This window comes from Vibrio fujianensis (assembly GCF_002749895.1).
Classification (GTDB): domain Bacteria; phylum Pseudomonadota; class Gammaproteobacteria; order Enterobacterales; family Vibrionaceae; genus Vibrio; species Vibrio fujianensis.
The window spans coordinates 350,693-358,792 of sequence record NZ_NBUS01000041.1; the positions used below are offsets into that span (position 1 = coordinate 350,693).

At 40.7% G+C, this 8,100-nt stretch carries 5 protein-coding genes and 1 pseudogene; 5 read left to right on the forward strand and 1 reads right to left on the reverse strand.

The features are described from left to right. Positions 1–184 (reverse strand): CobW-like GTP-binding protein (locus B7C60_RS18650; RefSeq protein ID WP_245869028.1); only part of this gene is annotated, 184 nt, incomplete at its 3' end. Between the two features lie 452 nt (positions 185–636). Here B7C60_RS18650 and clcA point away from each other — a divergent pair. The 5 genes and pseudogenes from clcA to B7C60_RS18655 all read left to right on the forward strand — a co-directional run. Further along, positions 637–2,031 carry a H(+)/Cl(-) exchange transporter ClcA gene (gene clcA / locus B7C60_RS08790; RefSeq protein WP_099611318.1) on the forward strand — a complete coding sequence of 465 codons (1,395 nt, stop codon included), beginning with the start codon at positions 637–639 and terminating at the stop codon, positions 2,029–2,031. Between the two features lie 376 nt (positions 2,032–2,407). After that, positions 2,408–3,376 carry a TDT family transporter gene (locus tag B7C60_RS08795; RefSeq protein ID WP_099611319.1) on the forward strand — a complete coding sequence of 323 codons (969 nt, stop codon included), beginning with the start codon at positions 2,408–2,410 and terminating at the stop codon, positions 3,374–3,376. A 124-nt stretch (positions 3,377–3,500) separates the two neighbouring features. Next, positions 3,501–4,484: a tripartite tricarboxylate transporter substrate binding protein gene (locus B7C60_RS08800; RefSeq protein WP_099611320.1), complete on the forward strand. Its 984-nt coding sequence runs from the start codon at positions 3,501–3,503 to the stop codon at positions 4,482–4,484. A gap of 172 nt (positions 4,485–4,656) precedes the next feature. Continuing rightward, a complete protein-coding gene (locus B7C60_RS08805) occupies positions 4,657–7,275 on the forward strand; it encodes a putative bifunctional diguanylate cyclase/phosphodiesterase (RefSeq protein ID WP_161433800.1) in 2,619 nt (872 codons plus the stop codon). A gap of 386 nt (positions 7,276–7,661) precedes the next feature. Further along, positions 7,662–8,100: pseudogene (locus tag B7C60_RS18655) on the forward strand (aminotransferase class I/II-fold pyridoxal phosphate-dependent enzyme); the annotation flags it as partial.

The following is an 8,100-nucleotide window of genomic DNA, read 5'->3' on the forward strand; positions in this document are numbered from 1 at the left end:
CTTCTTTAATGAATGCCCCTTGTTCGGACATCATCGCGCCATCAATACCAATTTCACCAAACTCATTCACCAACACCGCCCACTTTTCATCGGCCGGTTTATGCTTCAATAAGTTTAAAATCGTGGTCGTTTTACCTACGCCAAGAAAGCCAGTAATAATATTAGTCGGGACTTTTTTTGTCATCGTGCTACTCCTTTTCGCGGAGTATATACAAAAAATAAAGAGGTGTAGACCGAAACGAGCCGAGGACCAGCACTTGAATAGTAAAAGGCGCACTGTATAAGCGCGCCTTAATCCTCGTAACTCAATCGTGAGTGATGCGAATCAGGAAGGCTATCGTTGCAACCTGATCATAATCGAGGCTATCTGAATTGTAGGTTGAATCCGTCCAAATTGTAGGTAAGGCATTCGTTTCCTCCATTTTGAAATACTTTGCTTGCCTTACGCTTTAACTATGGCTGATTTATCGCTGAATTCAAATCTTTTACCTTATTTTCTAGCTTTGATCGCGCTTTTGAACATGAGTCCTAAAAAAAATCATTTTTGAAAGTCAATATTTCATATTTGGCGCTATAGTTAATAAATTGTCTGCGTATAATTTACATTTTGTTACTTATCACGAGGCTGATCATTTAATGTTAAAGCGAGAGAAATTCCCTCACCGTTTATTTGTCAAAGTTCCCAAAGATACCCTCAATCAATTTCTCTCTAAAGATAAAACCTCTATTTCTGTATTACTATTAGCCATTGTCGTTGGTGTACTGGCAGGTTTAGTTGGTACTTATTTTGAACATGCCGTCCATCTGGTATCTGAAACCCGAACTGAATGGTTAAAAGGTTCGATTGGACATCTTCTTCCTCTCTGGCTCGCTGCGTTTTTAATCAGTGCTGGACTCGCATTTATTGGCTACTTTCTGGTCCATCGTTTTGCGCCCGAAGCTGCTGGCTCAGGCATTCCTGAAATTGAAGGAGCGATGGATGGCATACGTCCGGTACGTTGGTGGCGAGTTCTACCCGTTAAATTTTTCGGCGGTATGGGGGCTCTAGGATCGGGTATGGTACTCGGCCGTGAAGGGCCAACGGTTCAGATGGGCGGTGCTATTGGTCGCATGGTATCCGATATTTTTCGAGTAAAAAATGAAGATACCCGTCACTCTTTGCTCGCGGCTGGTGCCGCTGGAGGACTAGCTGCGGCCTTTAACGCACCGCTGGCTGGAATTATGTTTGTGATGGAGGAGATGCGCCCTCAATTTCGTTATACGCTTATTTCCGTGCGAGCGGTGATCATCTCTTCTGTCTCAGCAAATATCGTCTTTAGGCTGATTAACGATCAATCGGCTGTCATTACTATGCCTCAGTATCAACCACCGGAGTTGATCGCACTTGGCCTATTTTTATTACTCGGGATACTGTTTGGTCTCTTTGGCGTACTATTTAATAAGTTGATTACTCTTGCTCAAGATTTATTTGTCAAAATTCATAAAAATGCCCGCATACGCTACCTTATCACCGGATCATTGCTCGGTGGTTGTTTCGGATTAACACTGCTCTATATTCCAGAGCTAACTGGGGGAGGAATTGCATTAATTCCTGCGGTTACCACCGGAGAATATGGGGCAGCATTACTGCTGTTGCTTTTCGTCGGTCGTATCCTGACAACTTTACTCTGTTTTGGCTCTGGCGCACCAGGGGGCATTTTTGCTCCGATGTTGGCACTCGGAACGCTATTTGGCTATGCTTTTGGATTGATTACTCAAAGTCTGTTTCCAGAATTAAATATAGAACCTGGCATGTTCGCGATTGCAGGGATGGGGGCGCTTTTTGCCGCTACCGTTCGTGCTCCAATCACTGGAATATTGCTTGTGATCGAAATGACAAATAACTACTACTTAATTTTACCGTTAATCATCACCAGCTTGGGCGCTGTTATTTTCGCGCAACTGCTCGGTGGACAGCCTATCTACAGTCAGTTATTGCATCGAACCTTAAAGAACGACAAATTACGCCAGCAAGATTTACCGCAATCCTAGGGGCTGTTGATCTTTCACGGTTAAATTCACACCCATACTACACCCAAACAACTTGGAGTTGCAGGTAGGCGGCAAGTGAGTGACAAATTTGTCTGGAACAAATTTGAACAGCTGTAGGCTGGCCTTTGGTGAGAGCCACGGATGGCTCTCATAATTTCCATAAGCATAGACAGGCGATGTGATGGGCGAGCCCCCCTGCAGATTCAAGTCGCAAGAGTATATCGGGGATATTTTACTGATCAATGCCCTTGTAAAAAACTAACCATTATTACCTTACCGTTTTGTGAGATCTATCCACCTGATTATACGCACTAGCTTGCTGAAACTTGGTAGAATCGCGGCTCATTTTATGCCATGTCATACAAGGAAGTGGAGATTGAACTGGAAAAGATTAATTTCTGTACAGAGCGTTCCACCCGCTCAAGCCGCATTGGCACTCGGTGTCATTGGCTTAGGGCAAGCATGGGCTTTATACTTGCCTAATATTGGCTTAACGATTCGGCCTTATATGGCAATCGCAGGAGCACTCCTTCTGCTGCCTGTTCTTTTTAAATATCTAACCAGCTATTCAACATTTCTCTGTGATATCCGCCATCCATTATTTGGTAGCCTTATGGCACCAATGAGTATGGCGTTACTGATCCTTTGTGACTATCTCGCGGTGATCTCCCCTACTATTGCTTACCCAATTTGGGCAATATCACTCTTTTTGCATATCATCATGATGCTATTGTTTTTTTACTTCCAACTGAAAAATTTCAAAATAGCTCATATTGTACCTAGTTGGTTTTTGTATCCAGTGGGACTGATTAGCAGCTCTCTTGCTGGAACCCAATTTGGCCATACTGTTTTTTCTGAGAGCTTAGTTAATCTCTGTATTGCTATCTATTTTGTGATGCTACCCGTCGTACTTTATCGATTAGTTTTTGAAGGGATGCTTCCGAGACGAGCCCGACCAACCTTAGCGATTATGGCCGCGCCGATCAATTTAACGTTAGCCACTTACTTGGTTAATTTCTCATCCCCAGATCCAATCCTCACGGGTGCGTTAGCAGGCATAGCCATCACCATGACTCTGCTTATTTACTTATGCTATTTCAGGCTGCTTCGGTTAGCATTTCAACCATCGATTGCCGCGGTTACCTTCCCTTCAGTCATTAGTGCTATTGCTATGCACCATTTAACGACTTTCTTTCAACACAATCATCCCCAGTGGAATTGGCTGCACTATTTTGGATTTATCGAATTAAGCATTGCAACTTTGCTCGTTATCTGGGTTACCTATGGATATATACGTATGTATTGGCCAGAAATTAGCCCGGATTCCACAACCAATAATATATAACCTTCATCAATTATGAGCCCGATTTTATATTGTTGATACGAGTGTTTGATACTTTTCATCGCTCATAGACAGAATGAAAAAGCCTTCCTAAACTTAGAGTAATTCAACAATATAGATCACTGTTATGAAAAGAATTTTCATCTGCTCCTATATTAAATTCATCCTACTACTGAGTTTAGGTATATTTTCACCTCTAGCATTAACCGATAATGCCTTTCCTACTCGTCCATTAACCATGTTAATTGGTTTTAATCCCGGCGGAAGTACTGATATACAAGGACAGGTTTTAGCCAAGATTCTCACAGAAAAACTCAAACAGCCCGTTAATATTATTTATCATCCTGGAGCTGGTGGTGCAGCAGCAGCGGCTATGTTGGCTCATAGTAACGATCAAGGATATACCTTCCAGTACGGCCTTTCTCTGCCGTATACCTTTGCTCCATTGGCTAATTCTGCCTCGTATTCGCTCGACAGTTTTCGTTATGTAGCGGGCCTTACTTTAGATCAAAATGCCTTTATTACCGGAGCGAACAAGCCTTTTAAAACGTGGGATGAATTTATTCACTATGCCAAACAAAATCCTGGCTTAATTTATGCTTCACAAAATGCGCAAGATCGATTTGTTATCCAACGAATCATGCAACGAGAAAATATCTCATTACGTATTGTCCCCACCACTGGAGGTTCAGGAATGGCCCCATTAATTTTATCAGGCGATGCCGACATTGCCTTTAGTGGAGGTACACACAGTATATATACGGATTCTGGATTAATGCATGTTTTAGTAAGCCTCGCAGATGATCGATTAGCCTATTATCCCAACGCTCCGTCTCTGAAAGAGTTGGGCTATGGCGTAAGTATTCACGCCATTCGAGTGGTTGCTGTCCCTGCAAATACTCCTGATAATCATGTGGCTATTCTTAAACAAGCTCTCAAAGAGGCAACTCAAGATTTACGCTTTCAACAGGTCACCGAGAAAAAAATAAAAATGCCGGTTATCTTTATGGAAGAATCCGAATTAAAAGCATTATTTACAATACAGCTCCACGAATATAAGCAACTTATTTCCGAGTCTCTATCGTTTGAACGTTATGACGCTCACCGATAATTGAAGGTAAAAACTCAAATAGAGCATAAACAAACCGCACAGGAGTAAAGATTGTATGTCACCGAGTCTTCCCCCAAAAAATAGGATGAGAAATAAAAGGTGGGAACTGAAATTTGCTACACGGATTACTTTAATCTTTGGTTTTCTCGGCCTGTTCGCTTTGCTTATCTCAATGCTATATGCAGTGCACACGGCAGAAAACTATTTACAGGATAAAATTGATAATAATTTTATCCAAAGGCAACGCACCGTCCAAAGTTTAATTGAAAATCGCTTAGATTTATTGGAGGTTTATCTACACACTACCGCATCAAACCGGATTTTCTCATCTTTAGCAGAACAAGATACTGAATTTGATTCAGTGGCTGATGATATGATTTTTATGTTACAAGACTCTAATGTCGGAGCCATATTAGATATATTTTTTTTAGTCGATACCTCTGACAACTTGCTCATCAATGCAGGGTTGCCTCTTTATAAGATTGAGCCTCTGCTACAAAACATGCACTCCCCTCTACATTACGCTAACCGTTGGACACTAGTTCATAGTGCTTCGCTGACCGCGTTTATCAAAGCTGTTCCTATTTTTGATCCTGCTACCATCAATTTAAGAGGATACATGTTTATTGGCTTGGCAATTGGACAAAATCGAACATTCCTTAAGTATCTTGCTGAACAGGCAGATTTAGATACCTTCAGTCTACAATATCAAAATAAATCGCTTATACGGTATAACGCCGCTTCTTCATCACCGTTATCGCTGACTACGGGTGAAAATTCCAGTGTATTATCTTCACCCTCTTTTTATTTGTACCGTTCTCCCATTAAGCTTCATCATCAAACGTTTCCCATTACGCTCGAATTAGGCATAAAAGATAGCCGTTTTCCCTCAGTCAAAGAGCATTATATGCACTCTTTTCTTCTATTATCGGGCGGATTTCTCTGCTTACTCGTTATTGCTGCTTGGGTACTGCACTTAAGCCATAACCGTGCGATTAGCCAACTCACTAACTATATCCAAGGTATCCAACAAGGGCTAAGAACTCGATTCTTACCAACTGGTGTTTATGAATACAATCAAGTTGGTGAAGCAATGCAGCATATGGTTGAAAACCTAAAAATTGCCGCGACCGTCTTTGAGTCAGCAGAAGGCATGATCGTCACAGACGCCAATCGCTATATTTTACGAGTTAACCAAGCTTTTACTGATATTACCGGATATCAACCATCTGATGTTCTTGGACAACATTTAAATGTGATTCGATCACAACAGTATGATAAACATTATTATAAAAAACTAAACCAACATCTATCAACCCATGGAACTTGGCAAGGTGAAATATGGAATCGAAGAAAAAATGGTGAGGATTACCTGCAGTGGACACATATAACGGCAGTGATGAGCGATAATGACGAATCAATCATCAATTATGTTATTACCTTAGTCGATGTTACTCAGCGTAATGCCGCAGAAAATAAAATTAAACAATTAGCTTTCTACGACCAGTTAACCGGCCTCCCCAACCGTCAACTTCTATTAGAACGCCTCGATCAAACGAGACGGAATACAACAAGAAATGGGCATTACGCTGCTGTGCTATACCTAGATTTGGATGATTTTAAAACTCTAAATGATACCCGTGGACACGATGTAGGGGATAAATTTTTAACGCTAGTTAGCCAACGTTTAATCGATTGTGTCAGACGAACAGATACGGTTGCTCGCATTGGTGGCGATGAATTTGTCATCATTCTTGAACAACTAGGTAGCAGTGAAGAACAAGCCTCTCAACATGCCGATCAACTTTGTCAAAAAATTCTCCACGCCCAAGAAAAGCCATATCAAATTGATAATATTGAACATTTTAGCACGTTAAGTATTGGGATTACGCTATTCAAAGGTGAAACACTTCGTGTTGATGACTTACTCAAACATGCTGATTTAGCCATGTACCAATCAAAAGGAGCAGGAAGAAATACCCACCGTTTCTTCAACCCTGAAATGCAAAAAGCCGTATTAGCTCACGCAAAAATGGCTAATGATCTTCGTTATGGACTCAGTCATCAGCAATTCATGCTTTACTACCAACCTCAAGTCAATCACAGCGGAAAACTCATTGGTGCTGAGGCGTTAATCCGTTGGAAACACCCTACGCATGGTATGATCTCTCCCGGTCACTTTATTCCCGTTGCCGAGGAAACTGGGCTAATTTTACCTCTCGGTGAATGGGTGCTGAACCAAGCCTGTAAAGTCTTATCACGGTGGAAACAGAGTGAGTTAACACAAGATTTGGTGCTCGCGATTAACATCAGCGCCAAGCAATTTCATCAAGCTCATTTTGTGACACAGATTATCACCGCGATTGAAAAGCACGGCGTTGATCCTAACCAACTAAAACTAGAAATCACAGAGAGTATGTTGCATCAAGATCTCAAAGACACCATCACGAAAATCGCTCAACTCAAGCAATATGGTGTCCATTTTGCTTTAGATGATTTTGGAACTGGGTACTCATCACTCAATTACCTAAAACAGTTACCTTTAGATGAGTTGAAAATCGATCAATCTTTTGTACATGATTTAACTACAAATAGGCACGATGCTGATATTGCACGCACCATTGTTTCACTTGCTAACAGCATGAAATTGTCTGTTATTGCTGAGGGAGTTGAAACCAAAGCCCAACGAGACCGATTAGCTAGCTATGGTTGTTTTCATTTTCAAGGCTACTTATTTGGACCTCCCGTTCCACTCGAAGAGTTCTCATTCAATTATACCCTTCCGACTTGAAGCCGGAGCAGTGTTGACTATGCTCATAAAGTCTTCTGCCGCCTACCTGCAACTGCAAGTTGTTTGGGTATATATAAAATTGACTCGATAATAAATATTATTAATATTTAATCACTTTATTAAAAATCCATATTTTAAATATATCAACAGATAGACTCCCTGAACGTACGAATGACAAATAGATAATAAATTCAATATAATAGAGTTTGCTAGCTACCGCAAAACTATAATATATCACTAATGACAATTAATTTTTTCATATCAATATATCCATTGTCAGCTGGCATTTATTAAATGTAAAAAGGATATGATCAATGAAAAATGATGTTAAAAATACGCGTCTACCTGAATTTGTTCAAAGACGTCTAGATTTATTTATCCATGATTTGATTGAGAACAATCATAATGGTAAACATCTCGTATTAGGTAAAAGACCAGCAAATAATGACATACTTTTACAAAGTAATGACTATCTCAGCTTATCCAATCACCCTCTAGTTAAAACACGATTGAAAAAAGCAATTGATGAGAGTCATGATAGCCTCTTTATGTCTGGTATCTTTCTGCAAGATGACGAAACCAAACCGCCACTTGAGAAACAATTAGCCAGTTTCGCTCAATTTGATACTTGCCTACTATCACAATCGGGATGGAATGCAAACACCGCACTATTACAGACTATCTGTTCACCAGACACGCCGGTTTATATTGATTTTTTTGCTCATATGTCTATGTGGGAAGGCGCTCGATATGCCAATGCTCAGTTGCATCCATTTATGCATAATAATTGCGATCATCTGATCAAATTAATCAAAAGACATGGCC